A 19383-nucleotide genomic window follows, 5' to 3' on the forward strand; every position below is an offset into this window, starting at 1 on the left:
GGTGACGGCCAGTGACGCCGGCCCCACGATGGTGCTGGTGCTCGCCGTCGCGGTGCTGGTCGGGTGCGGGGTGATCCTGCTCCTGGAGCGCAGCCTCACCCGCATCCTGCTGGGCGTGATCCTGCTCGGCAACGGGGTCAACCTGCTGATCCTGCTGGGCGGCCGGTCCGGTGGCGCGCCGGTCGTGGGCACCGGGCCGGTGGACGAGATGAGTGATCCGCTGCCGCAGGCGATGGTGCTGACCGCCATCGTGATCACGTTCGGGTTGACCGCGTTCCTGCTCGCCGTGGCGTACCGGAGCTGGTATCTCACCGGCGACGACGAGGTGCCCGACGACCTGGAGGACCGGCAGATCATCCGCCGTGCCGGGCGCAACGAGGCGGGTGCCGTCGACCACGGCGGGGAGGGTCCCGACGGTGACCCGGAGCAGGTCGATCCCGAGCCGGCCCGCCGCCGGCTGCGACGCGGCAGAGGGGACGGGCCGCGGTGACCGGGGCGTCGCGGAGATCGTCGTGAGCAGGCTCCTGCCGCTGCCGGTGGTGGTGCCGCTGCTCGGCGCGGCGCTGACCCTGCTGCTGGCCACCCGCCCCCGGGTGCAGCGTGCGGTAAGCGTGCTCTGCCTGACGATCACGTTCACCGTCGCGGTGGTGCTGCTGGTCCAGGCGTACCGGCACGGGCCGGTGGTGCTGGCGATCGGCGGGTGGCCGCCGCCGGTCGGCATCGTGCTGGTGGCCGACCAGTTGGCCGCGCTGATGCTTGTGGTGTCCTCGGCTGTCACCCTCTGCGTGCTGCTCTACTCGATCGGCCAGGGTCGTAGCGAGACGAGCGAGAGCGCGCCGGTGGTCATCTTCCACCCGACGTACCTGGTGCTCACCGCGGGCGTCACCAACGCGTTCCTGGCGGGCGACCTGTTCAATCTGTTCGTCGGCTTCGAGATCCTGCTGGCGGCCAGCTTCGTGCTGATCACGCTGGGCGGCACCGAGACGCGGATCCGCACCGGGTCGACGTACGTGGTGGTCAGCATCCTCTCCTCGATGATCTTCCTGGCCGCGGTGGGGCTGGTGTACGCGGCCACCGGCACGCTCAACCTGGCGCAGCTCGCCCAGCGCCTCGACGACCTGCCGGACAACGTCCGGTTGACCCTGCAACTGACGTTGCTGCTCGCGTTCGCGATCAAGGCGGCGGTCTTCCCGCTGTCGGCCTGGCTGCCGGACAGCTATCCCACGGCCCCGGCCCCGGTCACCGCCGTCTTCGCGGGGCTGCTCACCAAGGTCGGCGTGTACGCGATCATCCGTACCGAGACGTTGCTGTTTCCCGGCGGCCAGGTCGACGGTCTGCTCATGGTCGTCGCCGGGTTGACAATGGTGGTCGGGATCCTCGGCGCGGTGGCGCAGTCGGACATGAAGCGGCTCTTCTCGTTCACGCTGGTCAGCCACATCGGCTACATGATCTTCGGGGTGGCGTTGAGCACCGCCGCCGGACTCGCCGGCGCGATCTTCTACGTGGTGCACCACATCACCATCCAGACCACGCTGTTCCTGGTGGCCGGCCTGGTCGAGGAGCGGGCCGGCAGCACCGACCTGCGCCGACTCGGCGGGCTGGCCCGGATGGCGCCCCTGCTCGGCGTCCTCTTCTTCGTACCGGCGATGAACCTCGCCGGCGTGCCGCCGTTCTCCGGGTTCCTCGGAAAGCTCGGCCTGCTCCAGGCCGGTGTGGCAGCCGGCGGGGCGCTGCCCGCGACGCTTGTGGCGGCCGGCACGCTGACCAGCCTGCTCACCCTGTACGTGGCCTCCCGGGTGTGGAACATCGCGTTCTGGCGGGCGCCCCGGATCGCCACCAGCGAGCCCGCCGTCCGGCTGCCGACCCTCATGGTCGGCGCCACCGCGGCCCTTGTCGCGTTCGGGTTGACGCTCACCGTGCTGGCCGGTCCGCTCTTCGACGTCACCGCCGACGCGGCCACCGACCTGCTCTCGCGAACCCCGTACGTGCGCGCGGTGCTGCCGGGCGGCACGCCGTGACCGAGGCCGGCGCCGCCCCGGGGCCGCCCACGCCACCCCGCGGCCGGTTCGGGCGCTGGCGTGACCAGGCGCTGGCGTTGGGCTGGCTGGTGGTGGTCTGGATCCTGCTCTGGGGCGACGTCAACGTGGCCAACCTGATCGGCGGCCTGCTGGTGGGCAGCGCGGTGCTGCTGTTCTTCCCGTTGCCCGCGGTCACCTTCGGCGGCCGGCTGCGACCCGGCGCGCTGCTGGCGTTCGCGGGCCGATTCGTCGTGGAGCTGGTCAGTGCGAGCCTGCACATCGCCCGGATCGCCGTGCGGCCCGGCTACCGGCCGCGTGGGGCGATCATCGCCGTCCAGTTGCGGGTGTCCACCGACCTGAACCTGGCGCTCACCGCCGAGGCGGTCTCGCTGGTGCCCGGCACGCTGATCCTCGAGGTGGATCGGGACACCGCGACGCTCTACCTGCACGTGCTGGACACCCACGGGCCGGCGGACCTGGACCTCTCCCGGGAACGCACCCTCGACGTCGAGCGACGGATCGTGCGCGCGGTGGGTAGCGCGGCCGAGCTGCGCCGCGTCGAGACCGATTCCGTCGAGAAGGGAAACTCTCAATGATCACGTTCCTGGCCGTCGTCCTCACCGCCCTGCTGTCGGTGACCGCGCTGCTCGCGCTGGCCCGGCTCTACCGGGGCCCGTCACTGCTGGACCGGGTGATCGCCGCGGACATGCTCCTCGCCACGACGGTCGGCGCGGTCGGCTCGGAGGCTGCGGTCAACCGGCATGCCACCACCCTGCCCGTGCTGGTGGTGCTCTCCCTGCTCGGCTTCGTCGGGTCGGTGTCGCTGGTCCGCTTCGCCGTCCGGGAGCAGGCGTGATCGGGGTGGTTGCCGACTGGCTCGGCGCGGTCTGTCTGGTGGCCGGCGCGCTGCTCGCCCTGGCCGCCGGCATAGGTGTGCTGCGCTTCCCGGACGCGCTCTCCCGGATGCACGCGGCCACCAAACCCCAGGTGCTCGGGGTGCTCCTGCTGCTGCTCGGCATCGCGCTGCGGCTGCGGTCCCCGGCCGACCTCGGCATGATCCTGCTGGTGGCGGTCTTCCAGCTGGCCACCGCGCCGGTCGCGGCACAGATGATCGGCCGGGCCGCGTACCGGTCCGGACGGCTCGACCGCGGCCTGCTCGACGCCGACGAGCTGGCCGACCGGTGACAGGGCCCGACCGCCCCCAACCCGGCCCGCGGTGTGGTCACCGGTGCGACCGCGCCCTGCGGTTAGCACACACTCCTGTTCGATCTCTAGATGTACGGGTATCTATCGCCTCGCCCGAACGTCTCTTGCTGCTGTGAATCGACCGCTGTGACGATGTGCGCATCACAACGGGGAGACACAAATGAAGAGACGTTCGCGGGCCCGGACCCGTGTCGCTGTCGCACTCGTCGGTGCGGTGACCCTCGGCCTGCTGGTCGGCGTCGCGCCCCGGCCCGCCGCCGCCGCCCTGCCCACGGGTGGGATGACGGCCGCCGCTCTCAACACCGAGTTCAACTCGTACGGCGACACCGGCGGCAAGTGGACGAGCGGAGACAGCACCGTCTCGATCCCGCTGCCCGACGGCCGCAACGCCTGGCTCTTCTCGGACAGCCTGATCGGCACCGTCAACGCGGACCACACTCTGCCGAAGAACACCCCGATGGTGAACAACTCAATCGTGGTGCAGGACGGATCCGATCTCGTCCAGACCCTGCACGGTGGCTCGGCCACCACGCCCACCTCGCTCGTGCGCCCGACCGATGGCAGCGCCGACAAGTACTGGGTCGGCGACGGCACTGTCGAAAGTGGCGTCCTGCGGGTGGTCTACCAGCGGATGAAGACGACGGGCACCGGGCCGCTGGACTTCGCCCAACTGGACAGCGCCGTGGTCACCTTCGACCTGCCGGCGCTCACGGTGCGCAGCATCGTGGACCGGGGGTACGGCGGCAGGGTCGCCTGGGGCTCGGCGGTGCTCGAGGACGGCGCGTACACCTACATCTACGGGGCGGAGTCCGTCGGCCAGATGCGCTTCGCCCACGTCGCCCGGGTACCGGCCGGCGGGCTCTCCGGTGCCTGGCAGTTCTGGACGGGCAGCGGCTGGTCCACGGTCCAGGGCGATTCCGCTCGGGTGCTGTCCGGCGTCGGCGCCGGTTTCGGCATGCAGAAGGTGGGCAGCACCTACGTGCTGGTCACCCAGGAGAACAACCTGACCTTCTCGGCCGACTTCGTGGCCTACACGGCCAGTTCGCCCACCGGGCCCTTCGCCGGTCCGGTGCCGCTGTTCACCGCCGGGGAACCGGCCGCCGTGCCGGGCAGCATCGTGTACGACTCCCGCGTGCACCCGGAGTTGGCACGCGACGGGAAGCTGTTGGTGTCGTACAACGTCAACAGTCTCGTCGCGGACGCCGTCTACGGCGACGTGAGCACCTACCGGCCCCGGTTCGTCGAGGTCGACTGGCCGCGGCCGACGCCCGATCCGGCGGCGGTGCCCGCCGCGCCCACCGCCCTGACGGCGCGGGCCGACGGCAGCGGCACTGTCAGCCTGGGCTGGCAGGCGCCCGCCGGCACCGGCCTGACCTACGACGTCCACCAGCGGGACGTGACAGCGGGGCAGACCCACTTCGCGCGGGTCTCCACCGGGGTCACCGGGAGTTCCACCGAGCTGAGTGTGTTCTACGAAACCGGCCACACCTACGAGTTCCGGGTCGCGGCCCGCAACAGCGCCGGGGCCGGACCGCTCTCCGCCCCCGTCACGGTGACCGTCACCATCGGAGCACCCGCGTCGCCGACCGGTCTGGTCGCGGCCGCCGCCGACGGGGGTGTCATCACGCTCAACTGGAACACCGTTCCGTACGTCTGGCGGTACGAGGTCTACCGGCGTGACGTCACCGCCGGCGAGTCCGAGGCTTCCCGGCAGTGGGACTCCTCCCCGCAGGACACCACCCTCTCCCTGACCGGCCTGGAGAACGGCCATCAGTACGTGTTCCAGGTGGTGGCCGTGCACGGCGGCGGCGAGTCGCCACGGTCGGCCGAGGCGAGCGCGACGGCGTTCTACAGCAGACCGCCGACGCCCACCGGGCTGACCGCCACCGCCCAGGCCACCGGCGACATCAAGCTCCAGTGGACGCACGCCAACGGCACCGACTGGTTCTACGTCTACCAGCGCGACGTGACCGCCGGCGAGACGGACTTCACCCGGCTGGAGTGGCCTGTCGACACCTGCTGCACGATGACCGCGGGCGGCCTGGCGGACGGGCACACCTACGAGTACAAGGTCACCGCCCTCGGCAAGGGCGGCGAGTCGGCGCAGTCGGCCGCGGCGACGGCGACGGTGCAGCGGCCCCTGCCCGCCGCCCCCACCGGCCTGGCCGCGACCGCACAGCCGGACGGCAGCATCACGCTCACCTGGCAGCAGTCGCAGCCGGACGTCTGGTTCCAGGTGTACCAGCGCGACGCGACGGCCGGTGAGTCGAGCTTCACCAGGCTGGAGTGGCCAGTGACCGCCTGCTGCACGATGACCGCCGGCGGTCTGGTCGACGGGCACACCTACGAGTACAAGGTCAGCACGCTCGGTGCCGCCGGTGAGTCACCGACGTCCGCCGTCGCCTCCGCGACCGCGGACGTTGCGGCGCCCGCCGCCCCGACCAACCTGCGGGCCACGGCCGGAGACGGTCAGGCGGTGTTGACCTGGGACGGTGCCGCCGACAACTGGCACCTGGTGTACCTGCGGGACGTGACCGCCGGCGAGACGGTGTTCAATCCGCTCGACTTTCCGGTCACCACCTGTTGCACGATGACGGCCGGTTATCTCACCAACGGCCACCGCTACGAGTTCAAGGTGGCCGCGAGCGGGTCGGGCGGGGAGAGCGCGGCGAGCAACGTCGTCGCGGTGACGCCGACGGCCCCGTTGCCCGCGGCCCCCAGCGGACTGACCGCGACGGCCCAGGTCGACGGCACCATCAAGCTGGCCTGGACGGCTTCCAGCCCGGACCTGTGGTACCAGGTCTACCAGCGGGACGTGACCGCGGGCGACGCCGCTTTCACCAAGCTCGCCACCCCGGTCACCACCTGCTGCACGATGACCGCCGGCTACCTCGCCAACGGCCACTCGTACGAATTCAAGATCGCCGCGATCAATTCCGGCGGTGAGGGTCCCACAGGCAACGTGGTGTCCGCGACGAGCAGCCAGCCCCGTCCGGCAGCCCCGACCAACCTGCGCGGTCAACCGGCCGGGTCCGGCACCATCGAACTGAACTGGGACGCGCCGGCGCCGGGTCTTCTGTACTGGGTCTACCAGCGCGACGTCACCGCCGGGCAGGCCACCTTCACCAAGTCCTCCCTGCCGAGCAGCACCACCTCGGCGACCCGGGGTTACCTGGCCGACGGCCATGTCTACGAGTTCAAGGTGACAGGTGAGAGTCAGGGCGGGGAGGGAACCGCCTCGGGGACCGTCCGGGTCACCGCCGTGGGCGGGGTGCCTCAGGCGCCGAGTGGGCTGACGGCCACCGCCGGCGACGGCAAGGTGACCCTCACCTGGACCGCCAGCCCGACCGGCGGTTCCTGGTACCAGGTCTATCTGCGCAACGCGAGCGCCGGCCAGTCGTGGCAGAAGCTGGCCACTCCGGTCACCACCTGCTGCACGATGACCGCCGGTTACCTCACCAACGGCGACGTCTACGAGTTCAAGGTCACCACCATCAACGGCGCCGGGGAGTCCACGCCGACATCGGTGGCCAGCGCCAAGCCCCTGCCGCCGGTACCGGCGGCTCCGTCCGGCCTCACCGCCACCTCGGGCGACGGGAAGGTCGTGTTGGGCTGGACGGCGAGCCCGACGGGCGGCGTCTACTACGACGTCTACCTCCGCGACGCGACAGCGGGGCAGTCCTGGCAGAAGGTCGCGCTGCCGGCGACCTGCTGTGGAATGACCGCGGGCTATCTCGCCAACGGCCACCGCTACGAGTTCAAGGTGGCGGCCAGCAACATGGCCGGGCAGTCGGGGACCAGCAACGTCGCGTCGGCGACCCCACTCCCGCCGTTCCCCCAGGCGCCGTCCGGCCTGACCGCCAGCGCCGGCGACGGCAAGGTGACGCTGAGGTGGACGGCCAGCGCCACGGCGAAGGTGTACTACCTCGTGGAGTACCGGGTCTCCGGCGCGGCGAACTGGACCCGCGTGAAGTTGCCTGTCACCCAGTGCTGCACCTTCGTCGCCGGTTACCTCGGCAACGGCACGACCTACGACTTCCGGGTACGCGCCACCAACCTGGCGGGGGACAGTGCCGCGAGCAACACCGCGTCGGCCCGGCCCATGCCGCCGTTCCCGCAGGCGCCGTCGGGGCTGAGTGCGTCGGCCGGGGACGGGAAGGTGACGTTGACGTGGAGCAGGAGCTCGACGCCGAACGTCTACTACCTGGTCGAGTACAAGACCAGCGCCTCGTCGACCTGGACCAGGGTCAAGCTGCCGATCACGTCGTGCTGCACCTTCGTCGCCGGCTACCTGGGCAACGGCACCACGTACAACTTCCGGGTGCGGGCGACGAACCTCTCCGGCGACAGCGCGCCGAGCATCGTCGCCTCGGCCAAACCCATGCCGCCTCTCCCCGCGGGCGTGTCGTACGTCTCAGCCAGCTCACCCGGGGCCAGCCAGATGAACCTGAGCTGGACCAGGAGCAGCACCGCCGGAGTGCTCTACTGGATGGAATACCGCGCTGCCGGGGATTCGCGCTGGATTCGTCTGCCACTGCCGGCCTCGGGCACCTCCGCCTCCCTGAAGTACGGATTCTTCGACGGCGAGCTGCACGAATTCCGGGTGATCGCCTTCAACATGTCCGGGGAGAGCACCAAGTCGCCGAATGCCGAGGCGATCGTCAATCGGTCCGAGTACGCGAGGACCCGCGGCGGAAACGACTTCAACGGCAGCAACTTCATCGCCACCCGGGTGTTGGGCGGCGGAAGCGGGTGTGACCCGGGTCTCGGCTCACGGGTGTGCTACGGCACCTCTCCCGCGGGAGATCAACCTTCGACCGTCGGAGACTACTTCTTCTACGGCGGAAGCGAGAGTGGTTACCGAGGCCGCCTGAGGTGCGAGGCGTACAAGCGGGCGAACATCCGTTATGACAACGGCCGGAGTTATGCCGACAGCAAGGGCCCGGATCTCCCCCGGCACGAGGTGATCCATTCCGACCAGTACGCGAGATATGTGTCCGCCGCCAATTTCCTGGCGGACTACGCGATCCAGTCGGGCTACTCGAAAGTCACGACCGGCAACCCCTGGCAGGCCAACGGCTTCGAGAAACACGCCAATCTCTACTGGGGCGGATACATCCACTTGGAGACGGGTCGTCACTACAGCGGCCCCTCCGGGTGCGACTGGTTGTACTGACCCGCGCGGGTCAGGTGGCCGGCCCCGGACGGAGTCCGGGGCCGGCTGTCCGCGCCACCACCAACTCCCAGCGGGTCTCCAGCCCGGGCGGATAAAATGGCGGCATGATCGACTCTTCTGCCCAGGAGGGCAGCAGTAGCCAGCCGGGTCGTGCCCGGCATATCCCCGCCCCGACGGCCACGGGAGCCCTGAGCGACAGGTGCTGATCGTCGTCGGCCTTCTCTTGATCATCGTGCTCACCGCCGCCACCGGTTACTTCGTGGCGCAGGAGTTCGGCTATGTCGCCGTGGACCGGGGCAAGCTGCGCCAGCTCGCCGACGACGGCGACCAGGCCGCCGCCCGCGCCCTCACCGTCACCAGCCGGCTCTCCTTCGTGCTCTCCGGCGCTCAACTCGGCATCACCGTCACCGCCCTGCTGGTCGGCTACGTCGCCGAGCCGTACCTCGGTGGCGGCCTCGCCGACCTGTTCGGCGTGGCCGGCCTCCGCGAGTCGGTAAGCCTGCCGCTGTCGGTGGCGCTGGCCCTGGTCATCGCCACCGTCGTGCAGATGGTCCTCGGCGAGCTGGCCCCGAAGAACCTCGCCATCGCCCGGGCCGTGCCACTCGCCCGGGCGTTGAGCCGGTCCACCCTTCTCTACCTGGCCGTGGCCGGGCCGGTGATCCGGCTCTTCGACCGCGCGTCGGTACGCCTGCTGCGCCGGGTCGGCATCGAGCCGATCGAGGAGCTGCCCAGCGGCGCCACCCCGGCCGACCTGGAACAGATCATCGCCGAGTCCCGCGAGGAGGGCAGCCTGGACGCCGAGATGTCCACGCTGCTCGACCGGGGGCTCGACTTCCGTGAGCTGACCGCCGGCGAGGCCATGGTGCCGCGCGTCGACGTGCACACCGTCCGGGCGCACGAGCCGGTCAGCCGCGTGGTCGAGCTGCTGGACACCGGCCACTCCCGCTTCCCGGTGCGCGGCGCGGAGGGCGTCGACGACCTGATCGGCATCGTCGGGATCGCCGACGTGCTCGGCGTAGCGCCGGGGGAGCGGGCCACCACCCCGGTGAGCGCGGTGGCGGGGCCGCCGCTGCTCGTACCGGAGACTCTGCCCCTGCCCACGGTGCTGGACCGCCTGCGGTCCGGGCACCGGCAGATGGCCTGCGTGGTGGACGAGTACGGCGGCTTCGCCGGCGTCATCACGCTGGAGGACATCGCGGAGGAGTTGGTCGGTCCGATCCGGGACGAGGACGACCCGCCGGAGCGCGCGCCCGCCCGGCAGGAGGACGGTTCCTGGGTGGTGCCGGCCCGCTGGCGGATCGACGAGGTGGCCGACAGCACCGGCATCGCGCTGCCCGAGGCCCCGGAGTACGACACGCTGTCCGGGTTGGTCATGCGCGAGTTGGGCCGCGTGCCGGAGGTCGGCGATCGGCTGGAGATCAGCCTGCTGCCCGAGGGTGTCGAGGTCGACGACGGCGCGGAGGAGCCGCGGGCCCTGGTCGAGGTGCTCGCAGTGGACCGGCACGTCGCCGACTCGGTACGGCTGCAACTGAGCACGCCGGGGGTGTCCCCGTGAGCCCCGGCATCGCGCTGTTCAGCTCGGGGATCCTGCTGGCGCTGAACGGGTTCTTCGTGGCCGCCGAGTTCGCCCTGGTGGCCAGCAAGCGGTACCGGCTGGAGCAGGCCGCGGCCAGCGGCGGCCGGGCGGCCCGCGCGGCGCTGGACGGTGTCCGTGAGCTGTCGCTGATGCTGGCCGGGGCGCAGTTGGGCATCACGCTGTGCACCCTGGGGCTCGGCGCGCTGGCCGAGCCGGCGATCGAGCATCTGATCAGCCCGTTGCTGCACGCGGTGGGGCTGCCCGACGCGGCCAGTCACGTGGTCGCCCTGGTGTTCGCCCTCGGCTTGGTGACCTTCCTGCACCTGGTGGTGGGGGAGATGGCGCCGAAGTCGTGGGCGATCACCGACGCCGAGCGCTCGGCGACGCTGCTCGCGCTGCCGTTCCGGGCCTTCGCCCGGGTGTCTCGGCCCGTGCTGTCGGCGTTGAACGCGCTTGCCAACGCGGTCCTGCGCCTCGTCGGGGTCAACCAGCAGGATCAGCTGGCCCAGGTGCACGGCCCGGACGAGCTGCGGATGCTGCTGGAGCAGTCCCGCGAGCACGGCCTGCTCGGCGCCGAGCAGCACCAACTGCTCACCAGCATGCTGGAGTTGCAGGGCACATCGGTGGCGCAGGTGATGGAGCCGTTCGCCACCATGGTCACCGTCCGGCGCGACGACCCGGCCGAGCGGATCGAGCAGGTCAGCCGGGACAGCGGCCGGTCGCGGATGGCGGTCCTGGACACCGGTGGTGACGTCTGCGGCCTGGTGCACGTCCGGGAAGCGGTGCGGGTGGTCACCACCGGCCGCGCCGCCACCGCCGGGGAGCTGATGACGCCGGCGTTCACCCTGCCGGCGACGTCCTCGGTCACCGAGGCGGTGGCCGCGATGCGCGCCCGGCAGTCCCAGCTCGCGCTGGTCCGCAACGGCGGTGGTCCGGCCCGCCCGATCGGCTTCGTTGCCCTGGAGGACCTGCTGGAGGAGGTCATCGGCGAGTTCGACGACGAGACCGACACGGTGCCGCGCGGGCGGCGACTGCGGTGAGGCGCACCTCGGCGGGTCGGCTTTCGGTCGGGACGGGGGGCGTGAGGTGACCTCGACGGGGTAGGCGCGGCTGGTCCGGGGCCGGCGGGGCCTCGTCCCGCGAGGGGGCGCGTGGTGCGGTTGACGGGGGTGTCTCGGGAGTCCGGTGGGACCGGACTGTCCGTGCGGACCACGCTGCCGAACCCGAGCACCCGTCCGGGTCTGCGTCTGCCGGGTCGGGTGATCCTCGCCGCCGGGCCGGACGACGTGCTCGTACGCCACATCCGGCTCGGCCTGGTCACCACTGTCGAGCCGGACGACCCGGCCGCCCCCCGGCGGCTCGTGCAGTTTCACCAGGTGCCCATCGCCGGGCGGTTCGTCGTGCCGGCGGGTCGTCGGCGGGCTGTCGATTTCGCGCTGCCACTGCCGTGGGAGACCCCGTTGACCACCTTCGGCGGGGTACCGCTGCTGAGTCTGCGGATGGGTCTGCGGACCGAGGTGTCCGTCGACCCTGACCTGGACCAGGGAGCCATGGTGCCGGTCCTCGTGCACCCGATCCCCACCCAGCAGCACGTGCTGGCGGCGCTGGCCACGCTGGGCTTCCTGATCCGTCAGGCCGGGTTGCAGGAGGGCGGGCTGCCGGGGGTGGAACACACCCTGCCGCTGCACCAGCGGTGGGGCTACTGGGTGGGCCCGCTCTACGCCGGCCCGATCACCGAGCTGGAGCTGATCTTCGTGACGAACTCGGCGGGCCTGGAGGTGATCATCTGGCTGGACCGCCGGTTGTCGCTGGCCGGGATCACCCACCAGAGCATCAGCCGGTTCCGGATCTGGCACGCGGACGCCGGGCAGCGGGACTGGGTCGCCACGGTGGACGGCTGGATACGTCAGGCGATCAACAGGCACGCCGCGGCCGCCGCGCACGCCGACTGGTCCGCGAACATCAGCGGGTCCGCCCATGTCAGCCGCCACCCCGACGAGCCGATCAAGCCCGGCTACGGACTGGGCGGCACCGCCGGAGGCGCCGGCGTCGGCGGCGGCGGCTCCGGCGGAGGCGACGGGACCTGACCGGCGTCAGCCGGCGCTGGCGGTGGCGAGCTTGAGGCTGAAGGCGAGGAAGAGGGCCGCCACGGCGGTGGTGCCGCCCACGGCGAGGCGGCGACGCCTGCGGAACTGGGTGGCCAGGAACGTGCCCGCGAAGATCAGCGCGGTCAGATAGAGCGCGCTGGTTACCTGGGCGATCAGGCCGAGCAGCAGGAACGACAGCGCCGGCCAGGCGTAGTCGGGGTCGACGAACTGGATGAAGAACGAGATGAAGAACAGGATCGCCTTCGGGTTCAGCAGGCTGATCACCAGCGCCTTGCGGAACGGGCTGCGCATCTGCGCCGGCTCCGCGGCGTCGATGAGCCGCGGCGTGCCCGGGTCGTTGCGGTCGCGCCAGCGCCGCGCGGCGCCGAGCAGCATGGTCACCCCGACATAACCGAGGTACGCGGCACCGGCGTACTTGATCACCAGGAACAGCGGGGGGTACGCCTTGAGCAGTGACGCCACCCCGGCGGCGGAGAGGATCATCAGGACCCCGTCGCCGACGAACACCCCGCCCGCGGCCCGATAGCCGACGCCCACACCGCGCTTGGCGGCGGTGGAGAGCACGAAGAGTGAGTTCGGCCCGGGCAGCAGGATGATGGCCACGGTGCCCAGCACGTACGTCCAGATGTCGGTGATCCCCAGCACGCCCGCCATCATCACGCCACCGGTGCCGTCCGCAGAAGTCGTTCTCGCAGCCGGGCCTGTGCGTTCGGCCACTCGTCGACGGTCATCGAGTACTGCACGGTGTCCCGCCACGAGCCGTCGGGGCGTTGCTTGTGCATCCGCAGCACTCCCTCCCGGGTCGCGCCGAGTCGCTCGATGGCGGCCTGGGAGCGAGCGTTGCGGATGTCGGTGTGCCAGACGACCCGCACCGCGCCCAGGTCGTCGAAGGCCCGGCCGAGCAGCAGCAGCTTGGCCTCGGTGTTGATCCCGGTACGCCACCAGGGCCGGCCGAGGAAGGTGTGCCCGATTCCCACTGACCGCCGCTCCGGATCGATCTCGTAGTAGGACGTGGTGCCGACGACGGCCCCGGTCACCGCGCAGCGCTGCACCCAGGGCACCCGCTCGCCGCGCTGCTGGGCGGCCAGCGTGGAGGCGATCACCGCGGCGGTCCCGGCCGGCTCGGTGGGCCGCGGAACGGTGAGGTGCCGCCAGACGTCGTCGTCAGCGGTGGCGGTGTGCAGGTCGTCGGCGTGCGCCAGGTCCAGCGGCTCCAGCAGGACGTGCTCGCCGCGCAGCGGGACCGGGTCGTGCCAGGGCGTGTGCGCCGACCGCAGGTACGCCGGCAGCGGCGCGGTGACCCCGGCGGCGGGTTGCGGCAGGCCGGCGGTCAGCCGCAGCGGCAGTACGCCGGCCCAGTGCGGCAGGTGCAGGTCAGCCTCGTCCTCGCGGACCCCGCCGGTGCGGGACCGGACGGACACCTCCCGCAGCGGCAGCGCCAGCACGGCGGTCTCGGCCAGTTCGCGGCGGTTCGGCGGGCGGCTGTCCGCGCTGCGCCCCGCGCCCACCTTCTCGACGAGCGCGGTGAGCATGGCGCTCTTCTCGCGCTCGTCGGTGACCAGGTGGGCGGTGCCGAGCGCGACCACCGAGCGGTAGTTGGCGCTGTGGTGGAACTGCGAGCGGGCGTAGACCAGCCCGTCGAGCAGTGTCACCGTGACGCAGACTCCCAGCCCGTCGCCCCGGGCGGCGAGCAGCGGCCGGCTGCCGGTGGACCCGTGCAGGTAGAGGGTGTCACCGATGCGGACGTGCAGGGTGGGGAGCACCCGGGGCTCGCCGTCGACGATGAAGCCGAGCGCGCAGTGGTACGCCTCGTCGAGCACGGCGTGTGCCGCCTCGCGGTCGTAACTCATCCGATCGCGCGAGCGGGTGGGGGTGGTCCGGGCGGTGGGTGGGTACATCGACGCCCCTTTGTTCTAGTACAATCTCTGATTTGTGTCAGCACGCTATCAGTTGAGTGGGACGACAGCCGCCACGATTTCGGCCAGCATCGAGTCGGGCATCCGTACCGGCGCGCTGTCGCCCGGCGCCGCCCTGCCGCCGGTGCGGGCCCTCGCCGCCGAGCTGGGCGTCAGCCCTGCCACTGTCGCCCGCGCCTACCAGGAGCTGCGCCAGCGTGGCGTGCTGGCCACCGCCGGCCGGCACGGCACCCGCGTCCGCCCGCGCCCACCGGTGGCCGCCCGCCGCTCCGCACTGCGCCCCGCGCCGCTGCCCGGTGCCCGTGACCTGTCCCGGGGTGAGCCCGACCCCCGGCTGCTGCCCCCGATCGGCAGGCACCTGGCCGCCATGGCCGCCGACACCGGTCCGCCGGTCGGCTACTCACAGGCCGGCGTGCTTCCGGAGCTGGCCGAGGCCGCCCGTGCCCGGTTGAGCGCCGACGGCGTGCCCGTCGGGGACCTCACCCTGACCGGCGGCGCGCTGGACGGCATCGAACGGCTGCTCGGCGCCCACCTGCGTCCCGGCGACGCGGTGGCGGTGGAGGATCCCGGTTGGGCCAACCTGCTCGACCTGGTCGCCACCCTCGGGCTGCGGCCGATCGGCGTTCCGCTGGACGACGACGGTCCCCTGGTGGCCGGCGTGGCGGCCGCGCTGACCGCTGGCGCGCGGGCACTGGTGGTCACCAGCCGGGCGCAGAACCCGACGGGCGCCGCCGTCTCCGCCGCCCGCGCCGAGGAGCTGCGCGCGCTGCTCGCCGGCCGGCGGGACCTGCTGCTCATCGAGGACGACCACGCCGCCGAGTTGGCCCGCGTACCCCTGCACCCGCTGGCCGGCCTGACCGGAAGCTGGGCCTTCGTGCGGTCGGTGAGCAAGCCCTTCGGTCCGGACCTGCGGCTGGCGGTGCTGGCCGGCGACGAGACCACGGTGGCCCGGGTGACCGGCCGGACGCGGGTCGGCGCCGGCTGGGTGTCCACGGTGCTGCAACGGCTGGTGCTCGCCCTCTGGCAGGACCCGGCCGTCGACGAGCTGGTGCGGCGGGCGGCGCAGAGCTACGAGCTGCGGCGCGAGGGCCTGCTCGAGGCCCTCGCCGCGCACGGCCTGACCGCGCACGGCCGCAGCGGCATCAACGTCTGGCTGCCGGTGCCGGACGAGACCAGCGCGGTCACCGCGTTGCGGGACGCCGGCTGGGCGGTGGCGCCCGGCGCCCTCTACCGGATCGCCGCCCCGCCCGCCCTGCGCATCACCGTCAGTTCGCTGGCCGTCGAGGAGTTGACCCCGCTGGCCGCCGCCTTGGCCAGCGCCATCCATCCCTCCCCTCCGTCGGGCTTCGCCACCTGACCTGCCGCGAACCTTCCGTCGGTAAAAGGGGGAATCGCGACGATTCGGAGCGAGTGGGGTGGGTATGCGGGCCGCCGGAGGTGCCTGACCATGGCTGCAAACGGAAACCGTAGGGGACTGTGGATCGCGATCGCGGTCGCCATCATCGTGATCATCATCGTGCTGATCGCCATCGCGTCCTGCGGCGGCGGCGGGGGCGGCAACGGCTACTGACGCGGCCTGCCCGCTTCGAAGTCAAGATCCGCGCAACATCAGCGATGGTGCTGTCTCCCGCGCGTCGGAGGCAGCAACATCCGGGATGCTGTGAAGATCTTGGACGCGGGACGCGGGACGCGGGCCGAGGACGTACCCGGCAGGCGATATCGAACGGGTATATAACAGTCGACATGGCCGAGCAGACCGACAACGCTCCCGGCGCGCAGCGCTTCATCCCGCCCGGTGCCGACACCATCGCCGAGCTACGCACGGCATCGGGCGGCTGTCGGGGCTGCGAGCTGTACCGGGACGCCACGCAGACCGTCTTCGGCCGGGGCGACGAGAGCGCCCGCGTGGTGCTCGTCGGGGAGCAGCCCGGCGACATGGAGGACCAGAAGGGTCTGCCGTTCGTCGGCCCCGCGGGTCGGCTGTTGCGCAAGGCCGTCGACGATGCCGGGCTCGACCCGACGCAGATCTATCTGACCAACGCGGTGAAGCACTTTCGTTTCGAGCTGCGCGGCAAGCGGCGCATCCACCAGACCCCGGACCGGGTGCACATCACCGCCTGCCGGCCCTGGCTGGTCGCCGAGTTCGCCCGGCTCGACCCGGAGATCGTCGTGGTGCTCGGCGCGACCGCCGCGAAGGCGTTGCTCGGCCCGTCCTTCCGGGTGACGAGACAGCGCGGCGAACTGCTGCCCTGGCCCGCGTCCGCCCAGCACCCGGAGGACTTCACCCAGGTGCCGGTGGACAGCGCCGGAGAGCGGGCCGACGCCCCGCCGGCCCGGCTGCTGGCGACCATCCACCCGTCCGCGGTGCTGCGCGCCGATGACCAGGACAAGGCGTACGAGGGCCTCGTCGCCGACCTCACCGTCGCGGCCCGCGCCCTCGCCGGCTGACCGTGCTCGGGGTGGGTGGTCTCACGTGACGGTGTCGGAGTAGACCTCGACGTCGTAGAGCAGTTGCACGTTGCGGCGGCCGTTCGTGATGCCCACGAAGATCGGCTCACCGGCCGGCGTACGCCCCTGACGCCACGCCTGTTCCCGGGCCGCCTCCCGGGACTCGTGATGGCCCTTGCCCTCCTGGTGCAGTTGCAGGACGCGGCGAGCGGTGCTCCGGTCGCTGTCGAGGTGGACTCGTAGCAGAGGCATGACCCGACCTCCCTGCCGAGCGAATGGATATGTGTTCAGCTAGCTTAACGTCGTTAAGCTAGCTGTCCACCGTACTAGAGTGGTGCCATGACCAGCGCGGAGCCCGACGGGCCGACGACATCGCCGGTGTGGCTGCGCACCGAGCAGCCGCGTACGCGGCGCAGGCCGCCGCTGACGGCGCAGCGGATCGTGGACGCGGCGGTGGCCGTGCTGGACGAGCACGGCATCGAGGGCCTCACCATGCGCGGCCTCGCCCAGCGGCTCACCGTGACGGCGACCGCCCTGTACTGGCACGTGCGGACGAAGGACGACGTCCTGGACCTGGCGCTGGACCAGATCTTCGGCGAGGTGCCGATCCCGGCCGTGACCGACGACTGGCCGCACGACGTCCGCGTCCTGGTCCGCGGCTGGCGGGCCGCCATGCTCGCGCACCCCTGGGCGCCCGGCCTGGTCGGGCGTCCGATGCTCGGCCCCAACGTGCTGGCCCGCACCGAGTTCCTGCAGTCGGCCCTGGTGCGCGGCGGCTGTCGCGGAGTTCACCTCGCGGTGGTCACGCGGACGCTCGCCAACTACGTCATCGGCGCGTCGCTCACCGAGGCCACATGGCACCGGACCGCGGACCCGCAGGCGCGGGCTGCCGCTCGTGACCATGTCGCCGCGAGTGCCGACATCTATCCGACCCTCACCGCCTCCGGCCATCTCGACGACTCCCGGTGGGACGACGATCTGCTGTTCGAGGCGGGTCTCGACGGCATTCTCCGATCGGCGGCACAGCACCCTGCCGACGAGGCGCCCCACTGAACCCTGCCGACGAGCGTCGTCCCCGTCGGAAACCGCCGGGAGCGGCGGGCCGGGAGGCGATACCTGCCGGAAACGGCGTTGCGTGATCCGCGTAACAGGTCCTCTGCAGACTCACGTGAGTCGATCTTGTAGGGGAGGCGTTCATGAGCGATCAGACGCAGTCGACGGTGAGCCGGCGCGGGTTCCTGCGCGCGGTCGGGGTCAGCGGCGGTGCCGGTGCGATGCTCGCCACGATGGGAGCAATGGGTCTCGCACCCAGCGCCGCCGCGTCGGTGACACCGGCGTTCCGGGCGCCCGAGCGGTCCGACTTCACCCTGACCGGGCGGCCGGGAGCCAGCGTCGTCGTGCTCGGCGGTGGCATCGCGGGACTCACCACCGCGTACGAGCTGGGCAAGGCGGGCTACCACTGCACGATCCTGGAGGCGCGGCACCGCGTCGGCGGGCGGAACCTGACCATCCGTGGCGGTGACGTCGAGACCGACCTCGACGGACACACCCAGCGGGCCGGCTTCTCCGACGGCGTCTACTTCAACGCCGGCCCGGGCCGGATCGCACAGTGGATGGTCACCATGGACTACTGCCGGGAACTCGGCGTACCCATCGAGGTCTTCACCAACCAGAACGCCGACGCCTGGATCTACAACGAGTCCGCCGGGATGACCGAGCCGATCCGCTACCGCACCGCCAAGGCCGACGTGTACGGCTACGTCTCGGAGCTGCTCGCGAAGGCCACCGACCAGGGCGCGCTGGACGCGCGGCTCACCACCGAGGACCGGGACCGGCTGCTGTCGTTCCTGCAGAGTTTCGGCGCGATCGGCGGGCGTACCAGCGACTGGGCGTACGCCGGGACCAACCGTCGGGGCTTCTCCGCGTACCCCGGCGCCGGCAACGAGGTGGGGACGCTGCTCGGCGCGCCGCCTGCGCTGTCCGACGTCTTCGCCAGCAACGTGGGCCGGTACTTCTCCTTCGAGTTCGGCTACGACCAGGCCATGCTGATGTTCCAGCCGGTCGGGGGGATGGATCAGATCCCTCGCGCCCTCGCCAAGGCCGTGGGCGGGCACCGGATCCGACTCGACGCCGAGGTGACAGGCGTGACCGACCGGGGCAGCCGCGTCGAGGTGACCTACCGGCAGGGCGGCCGGCAGTCGCAGATCACCGCCGACTACTGCGTGGCCGCGCTGCCGCCGCACCTGATGGCCCGGGTGCCGCACAACCTCGGCGCCGGGGTGACCGCCGCCCTGGCCGACTTCCCGGTCACCGCCGCCGGCAAGATCGGCCTGGAGTACCGCAGCCGCTGGTGGGAGACCGACCAGCGGATCTACGGCGGCATCACGGAGACCGATCTGGACCTGTCGCACATCTGGTACCCGTCCTACGGCTTCCACGGCAAGCGCGGCCTGGTCGTCGGCTACTACAACACCGGGGCGAACGCCAGGGCGTACAGCGGGCTCACCCCCGAGCAGCGCCGGGAGCGGGCGGTCAGCCAGGGGGCGAAGATCCACGGCGACAAGTACCGCAGCGAGCTGGTCACCTCGTACTCCCACGCCTGGGATCGCACCCCCTACATCGAGGGCGCCTGGACCTCGCCCCGCTACGGCACGGCCGGATACAACCTGCTGCTCCAGCCGGCCGGACGGGTCTACTTCGCCGGGGACTGGCTGAGCCACGAGGTGGCCTGGCAGCACGGCGCGTTCGTGGCGGCCCGTTCGGCGGTGTCGTCCCTGCACCAGCGGGTGATGGCGGGCTGACCGACCCACCCAGAACCAGATCTTGGACAGTTTCCGTCCTCCGGGCGGGCTCAACTGGTGGTTGCAACACTCAGGAGCTGGGTCATCTTCTCACCTGGGGTGGCCCAGCCCAGGGTCATACGGGGGCGGTCGTT

The 19383-nt window shown here is 71.6% G+C and carries 17 protein-coding genes; 14 read left to right on the forward strand and 3 right to left on the reverse strand.

Going from position 1 to position 19383, the window contains the following annotated elements; translation table 11 throughout:
• The first annotated feature begins 1 nt into the window (after nucleotide 1).
• The 9 genes from AB0K10_RS29850 to AB0K10_RS29890 all read left to right on the forward strand — a co-directional run bounded on the left by AB0K10_RS29850 (nucleotide 2) and on the right by AB0K10_RS29890 (nucleotide 12063).
• Nucleotides 2-490: a Na(+)/H(+) antiporter subunit C gene (locus tag AB0K10_RS29850; RefSeq protein WP_363689009.1), complete on the forward strand. Its 489-nt coding sequence runs from the start codon at nucleotides 2-4 to the stop codon at nucleotides 488-490.
• A 22-nt stretch (nucleotides 491-512) separates the two neighbouring features.
• Nucleotides 513-2018 (forward strand): Na+/H+ antiporter subunit D, encoded by a 1506-nt coding sequence (locus AB0K10_RS29855; RefSeq protein WP_363689011.1) that lies wholly within the window; start codon nucleotides 513-515, stop codon nucleotides 2016-2018.
• Nucleotides 2015-2614 carry a Na+/H+ antiporter subunit E gene (locus AB0K10_RS29860; RefSeq protein WP_363689013.1) on the forward strand — a complete coding sequence of 200 codons (600 nt, stop codon included), beginning with the start codon at nucleotides 2015-2017 and terminating at the stop codon, nucleotides 2612-2614. The genes AB0K10_RS29855 and AB0K10_RS29860 overlap by 4 nt, the downstream gene beginning before the upstream one ends.
• A complete protein-coding gene (locus AB0K10_RS29865; RefSeq protein WP_363689015.1) occupies nucleotides 2611-2874 on the forward strand; it encodes a monovalent cation/H+ antiporter complex subunit F in 264 nt (87 codons plus the stop codon). Before AB0K10_RS29860 ends, AB0K10_RS29865 begins: the two co-directional genes overlap by 4 nt.
• Entirely contained in the window at nucleotides 2874-3203 is a 330-nt protein-coding gene (gene mnhG / locus AB0K10_RS29870; RefSeq protein ID WP_363689051.1) for a monovalent cation/H(+) antiporter subunit G, read from the forward strand. The genes AB0K10_RS29865 and mnhG overlap by 1 nt, the downstream gene beginning before the upstream one ends.
• Nucleotides 3204-3384: 181 nt before the next feature.
• Complete coding sequence (locus AB0K10_RS29875) at nucleotides 3385-8400, forward strand: fibronectin type III domain-containing protein (RefSeq protein WP_363689017.1); 5016 nt, start codon at nucleotides 3385-3387, stop codon at nucleotides 8398-8400.
• Between the two features lie 199 nt (nucleotides 8401-8599).
• Nucleotides 8600-9955: a hemolysin family protein gene (locus tag AB0K10_RS29880; RefSeq protein WP_363689019.1), complete on the forward strand. Its 1356-nt coding sequence runs from the start codon at nucleotides 8600-8602 to the stop codon at nucleotides 9953-9955.
• Nucleotides 9952-11016 carry a hemolysin family protein gene (locus tag AB0K10_RS29885; RefSeq protein ID WP_363689021.1) on the forward strand — a complete coding sequence of 355 codons (1065 nt, stop codon included), beginning with the start codon at nucleotides 9952-9954 and terminating at the stop codon, nucleotides 11014-11016. Before AB0K10_RS29880 ends, AB0K10_RS29885 begins: the two co-directional genes overlap by 4 nt.
• Before the next feature lie 114 nt (nucleotides 11017-11130).
• Entirely contained in the window at nucleotides 11131-12063 is a 933-nt protein-coding gene (locus tag AB0K10_RS29890; RefSeq protein ID WP_363689023.1) for a sporulation protein, read from the forward strand.
• Nucleotides 12064-12069: 6 nt separating this feature from the next.
• Here AB0K10_RS29890 and leuE read toward each other — a convergent pair whose 3' ends face one another.
• Together leuE and AB0K10_RS29900 are read right to left on the reverse strand one after the other, a co-directional pair.
• On the reverse strand, nucleotides 12070-12741 hold the full coding sequence (gene leuE, locus AB0K10_RS29895) for a leucine efflux protein LeuE (RefSeq protein ID WP_363689025.1): 672 nt from the start codon (nucleotides 12739-12741) through the stop codon (nucleotides 12070-12072).
• Nucleotides 12741-13982 (reverse strand): bifunctional pyridoxamine 5'-phosphate oxidase family protein/GNAT family N-acetyltransferase, encoded by a 1242-nt coding sequence (locus AB0K10_RS29900; protein WP_363689027.1) that lies wholly within the window; start codon nucleotides 13980-13982, stop codon nucleotides 12741-12743. Before AB0K10_RS29900 ends, leuE begins: the two co-directional genes overlap by 1 nt.
• Before the next feature lie 34 nt (nucleotides 13983-14016).
• On the opposite strand from AB0K10_RS29900, the gene AB0K10_RS29905 reads away from it, so the two are divergent.
• The 3 genes from AB0K10_RS29905 to AB0K10_RS29915 all read left to right on the forward strand — a co-directional run bounded on the left by AB0K10_RS29905 (nucleotide 14017) and on the right by AB0K10_RS29915 (nucleotide 16448).
• Nucleotides 14017-15357, forward strand: a complete 1341-nt coding sequence (locus tag AB0K10_RS29905) for an aminotransferase class I/II-fold pyridoxal phosphate-dependent enzyme (RefSeq protein WP_363689029.1) — start codon at nucleotides 14017-14019, stop codon at nucleotides 15355-15357.
• Nucleotides 15358-15447: 90 nt separating this feature from the next.
• Nucleotides 15448-15570, forward strand: a complete 123-nt coding sequence (locus AB0K10_RS29910) for a hypothetical protein (protein ID WP_363689031.1) — start codon at nucleotides 15448-15450, stop codon at nucleotides 15568-15570.
• A gap of 173 nt (nucleotides 15571-15743) precedes the next feature.
• Nucleotides 15744-16448: a UdgX family uracil-DNA binding protein gene (locus AB0K10_RS29915; protein ID WP_363689033.1), complete on the forward strand. Its 705-nt coding sequence runs from the start codon at nucleotides 15744-15746 to the stop codon at nucleotides 16446-16448.
• A gap of 21 nt (nucleotides 16449-16469) precedes the next feature.
• On the opposite strand, the gene AB0K10_RS29920 is transcribed toward AB0K10_RS29915, so the two are convergent.
• The gene (locus AB0K10_RS29920) at nucleotides 16470-16700 is read right to left on the reverse strand and encodes a hypothetical protein (RefSeq protein WP_358154954.1); all 231 of its coding nucleotides are present in this window, start codon (nucleotides 16698-16700) and stop codon (nucleotides 16470-16472) included.
• 87 nt (nucleotides 16701-16787) lie between these two features.
• Here AB0K10_RS29920 and AB0K10_RS29925 point away from each other — a divergent pair, with 87 nt between their 5' ends.
• Both AB0K10_RS29925 and AB0K10_RS29930 read left to right on the forward strand, forming a co-directional pair.
• The gene (locus tag AB0K10_RS29925) at nucleotides 16788-17501 is read left to right on the forward strand and encodes a TetR/AcrR family transcriptional regulator C-terminal domain-containing protein (RefSeq protein WP_363689035.1); all 714 of its coding nucleotides are present in this window, start codon (nucleotides 16788-16790) and stop codon (nucleotides 17499-17501) included.
• Between the two features lie 143 nt (nucleotides 17502-17644).
• Entirely contained in the window at nucleotides 17645-19249 is a 1605-nt protein-coding gene (locus tag AB0K10_RS29930) for an FAD-dependent oxidoreductase (protein ID WP_363689037.1), read from the forward strand.
• Nucleotides 19250-19383 lie beyond the last annotated feature (134 nt).

Source organism: Micromonospora sp. NPDC049274 (assembly GCF_040678875.1).
Classification (GTDB): domain Bacteria; phylum Actinomycetota; class Actinomycetes; order Mycobacteriales; family Micromonosporaceae; genus Micromonospora.

Bases quoted from the DNA above. Each gene is read 5' to 3' on its own strand.
- AB0K10_RS29865 (WP_363689015.1), top strand. From the start codon at position 2,611: ATGATCACGTTCCTGGCCGTCGTCCTCACCGCCCTGCTGTCGGTGACC.
- AB0K10_RS29875 (WP_363689017.1), top strand. From the start codon at position 3,385: ATGAAGAGACGTTCGCGGGCCCGGACCCGTGTCGCTGTCGCACTCGTC.
- leuE (WP_363689025.1), bottom strand. From the start codon at position 12,741: ATGATGGCGGGCGTGCTGGGGATCACCGACATCTGGACGTACGTGCTG.
- AB0K10_RS29900 (WP_363689027.1), bottom strand. From the start codon at position 13,982: ATGTACCCACCCACCGCCCGGACCACCCCCACCCGCTCGCGCGATCGG.
- AB0K10_RS29910 (WP_363689031.1), top strand. From the start codon at position 15,448: ATGGCTGCAAACGGAAACCGTAGGGGACTGTGGATCGCGATCGCGGTC.
- AB0K10_RS29915 (WP_363689033.1), top strand. From the start codon at position 15,744: ATGGCCGAGCAGACCGACAACGCTCCCGGCGCGCAGCGCTTCATCCCG.
- AB0K10_RS29920 (WP_358154954.1), bottom strand. From the start codon at position 16,700: ATGCCTCTGCTACGAGTCCACCTCGACAGCGACCGGAGCACCGCTCGC.
- AB0K10_RS29925 (WP_363689035.1), top strand. From the start codon at position 16,788: ATGACCAGCGCGGAGCCCGACGGGCCGACGACATCGCCGGTGTGGCTG.
- AB0K10_RS29930 (WP_363689037.1), top strand. From the start codon at position 17,645: ATGAGCGATCAGACGCAGTCGACGGTGAGCCGGCGCGGGTTCCTGCGC.